A 3,860-nucleotide genomic window follows, 5' to 3' on the forward strand; every position below is an offset into this window, starting at 1 on the left:
TATCAAGGCAGGAGTTTGGTTGCTCCTATGAATCCAAAGACAAATTTTATCAGAAAAGTTATTTGTTGGATTTCAAAAAAAGACTCCTCAGCAAGAAAAAAGAAAAAGTAATTATTGCAAATATTGGAGTAATGACACTAAAAGGCGCTCTCTAAGCTTTAATGATCATCCCCTTTAATTATATCATATATTGTAAATGCGAGATGATTGCACAGAGACAAATGAGAAAAGAGCTCCTTCAAGAAAACATCCTTTATATTCTATCAATGTAATCCAAATTCCATTGGCTATAGTAGAGAATATTGATCAGTAGAAACACTCATTATGAGTAAAAACACACTGTGACTTATGGAGAAAAATTTATGAAAAGTTATACTTTATCGGATGTTGCACAATATATTGATATGCATAGTCATGCTATTAATTTTGGTACTAAAGATAATGCCCCTGATGATGTACGGATTAAAACAGCTGAGAACACTCTTGGTTTACAATTTACCTCTTCCTATAAGAATTTTTTAAAAAATTATGGAGGAGGAGAAATTGGAGGTGAAGAAATATTCAGTATTTATGAAATCTGTGCAGGTATTCCTGCTGGTGATATTGTTTACCGAAATTTGCTCGATAGAAGAGATGGCTTTACGGACCCCAAACAACTTGTTATCTGCACAACTGATTTTGGTGAAACCTTTTATTTTGATTATACGCAGTTTCGGGATGGTGAATGCCCACTCTNTAAAAGAATTAAAGAGTATGCAGGGGAAAATTCATGAAAACCTATACCTTAGATGATGTTATACAACTAGTTGATAATAGGATAATTGCGATTTATTGCCTGTTATGAAAACATCTCAATAGAAACTGACAATTATAGAGATGAGAAAAATACCTTTTAATAGACCTATGTCAGTGTTGTCAGTTCTTTTTAGCCCCTATGGCATTTTTTTAAATGAGAAAAAATTAAAAACATTATATTTCAATATGTTATTATTTTAATAACACAACTCATATCAATAGTACAATCTTTAAAGATAACCAATGATGTGAGTTGATTAAAACTTGTCAGTTTGTGTCAGTAAATTGAACTGATAACTAGATTATTTTAGTGAGTAATTAGTGCGTGTCTTATGAAAAGCGTATGAAAGTAAAAACTGATTACGTTATCAAAATCCCTTTTATGAATTTTTATAAGTTCATTTGAATAGATAAACTTATGATTTTAGAGAATGATTACAACGTGCTTTATGAAAAGCATATGATCCTTTAAGCCTTTCAAAAGATAGCTTGTAACTCATAAGAAATGCTATCAAGACCATTATGGTTATGAGTTTTGGAGGTTTAGGGGTTTTTGGGGGTTTTGGAGGTGCTTTTTACGCCCCCCCTTTACATATTTTTCAATAAAAAATAAAAGTCATTATATTTCAATATATTAGCATTTTAGAGATACAATCTATATTAAAACACAACCTATAAATACAACCAACGGTATATTTTTGAAGGTATTTTGAGGGTGTGAGAAACCTTCAAAACCTATAAGTAATATAAGAAAATGAATATATATAACTCTCTTTAAATAAAGCTTTTGAAAACAATAAAGCACTCATTTTAGATTACGGTATAATCTTTTAAAGGCAATGTAAAAAATCTAATTCACTTTAAGATGGGATTTCTTATAAGCCTTAAAGCAATCCAAAGTACAGTGTTAAAAAGTGCAAATGCTCTTTTTTAGAATAACGCATATAAACACTCCTTTTAGAGATTGTATGTAAGCAATGTATAAAGGGGGTATAGGAACCTATAGCTATAAGACCTTATACCCCTTGTAAGGTTATCACACTCATTATGTGAGCATGCTTTAATAAGCTTATTCAGTTTCTCTTATTTCTAATTTTGGTAAGTTCTTAACAATCTTCATTGTTTCTAAACTTACGGTAATAACCCTTTGAAATAACTCTAGAGGGTAGGCAGGGTTGCCAATGGTTTCAACAGCATAGCGATTGGCATCATTAACAATACCACTCTTTTTATCAGTCTTAACGCATTGACGCCCCATAACCCATTCAAGAGCAGGCTTGCCATTGACAATATACTCATAAGCTTCAAGAGGGATATCTGTTATTGTGATATTGTTATTATAAATAACAGTTGATTTATCTTTCTCTTTACCTGCTTTTGCGAATTTCATTTCAGTTACATAATAAAACTTTTCTGGATTAGAGATCTCTGTCTGTTTTGGATTACCCTTTTTAAAGGTTACTGGATAAGGTTTTACATCTTCATAATTCACATGCAAATGACCCAGTTCACGTCCTGCTGTCACAAACTTCCAAAAATCATCAGCATTTTTTACACACGGGATACGAGGCAATTCTTTAGAGAGGTTATCAGCATAACGAGAGCGGTAATCTTCCGAATGCAAAATTCCATAAACGTAATAGAATAAATCATCTTTCGTGATAGTTTCATTAGGATAAGCGGCTTTAAAATGTTCTAACCCTTCATTCGTAATGGCATCACGCTTTTGTAAACTAGCTGTTTTACTTTCTTCTGTAAATAAATAGGATTGTTTCTTGTTTTTATCTTTTGAGATCGTGCTATCTTTGTAAATATAGCGCGGAAAGCATTGACTAGTATCCATCGCATGAAAATCAGGCACATTTTTAGTCATAAATACAGAAAAACCACACCTTGCTCCTATGCCTGTAATTTGAATTACTTTATTTTCAACCGTTTTCCCCATCGGAAATATACAAGGAATTTTAGCAACCATTTCATTAAAGGCACGATTGTAATAAAGCCATTGCTGTATAAAAGGACGATAAAGGCTTTGAATAAGGCATATATCTTCAAATTCAAAAATCTTTCCTTTAGTTAAATGTTTTTTAAGATTAATACTCCAACTAATTTTGCGTTCATCCGTATTGACGAAATCGTCTACGACATTAGCACGTGTTTTTCGGTCAGTATGTACATAAGTATCATTAAAATGTTCCACTTCGCTATTATAGGAAGCAATCATATTATTCATGTTTTTCTTTAAAACTTCACGGCTGGAGTTATATGCCCAAGCATCACGATTAGTTTTTAGACCACAAGAATAAATCTCAAACAGTTTTTTATCATAAGGTTTCTTATCACCTAGAGCTAAGAATGTTTCAAAACTGTCATCACGTTGATTTATCCAATCACCATGTTTATCTGGTGTAATCATTTGCCAGCTTTGTTTACGTGTAATACCACCAACACTACCAAAGTATTCAAGAGCTGTAAGTTTTTCTTTTATCGTACGATTATTACCAATATCATGATAGTAAATTTTACATTCTTCAGAAACATTGGGATTTTTGATAAATAAGGTTACGGCAATACCAGTCATACTACCACTACCAAAAACATTTTCTCCTTCTTGAGCTTTTCCATCGCTTAACATATTTTTACGGATATCCCCCCGTAAATTAAGTACATAAATGCTCGTAAATTCGTTGGCTAAAGATTTTCGTAAACCATCCATTGTCGACTTTTCTATATAACCAGATCCAGAAACAAAGCCGATTACCCCAGCATTATCAATACGATCACTAGCCCAGCGTATAGCACGAATATAACTATCGTAAAGTGCTTGCATATTGATTGATTCAGATTGAGCAGCATAGGTTTCACGAATACGGTCATTTAATATGGGATAAGGGGTATTCTTTGCATTGTCATTAGCACTTTTTTGACCTGTTGAATAGGGAGGATTGCCAAAGATAACTTCGATATTTAGATTTTTCTGGTGTTCTAAATATTCACTGTTTTCCTCTAGTAAACCTTTCATCAAATCTTGTTTTTCAAGCATCCGAAACGTATCAGCCAAACCA

The 3,860-nt window shown here is 32.5% G+C and carries 2 protein-coding genes; one reads left to right on the plus strand and one right to left on the minus strand.

Annotation, left to right across the window (positions count from 1 at the left end; all coding sequences use genetic code 11):
• Positions 1-362: 362 nt before the first annotated feature.
• Positions 363-773 carry an SMI1/KNR4 family protein gene (locus ACFIMC_RS03030; RefSeq protein WP_375685645.1) on the plus strand — a complete coding sequence of 137 codons (411 nt, stop codon included), beginning with the start codon at positions 363-365 and terminating at the stop codon, positions 771-773.
• Between the two features lie 1,091 nt (positions 774-1,864).
• Here the strand turns inward: ACFIMC_RS03030 and ACFIMC_RS03035 are convergent.
• The coding region (locus tag ACFIMC_RS03035; RefSeq protein WP_375681035.1) for a type ISP restriction/modification enzyme at positions 1,865-3,860 on the minus strand (1,996 nt) is incomplete at its 5' end.

The sequence above is a fragment of the Bartonella sp. AP21QHHD genome (assembly GCF_042196205.1).
GTDB lineage: Bacteria > Pseudomonadota > Alphaproteobacteria > Rhizobiales > Rhizobiaceae > Bartonella.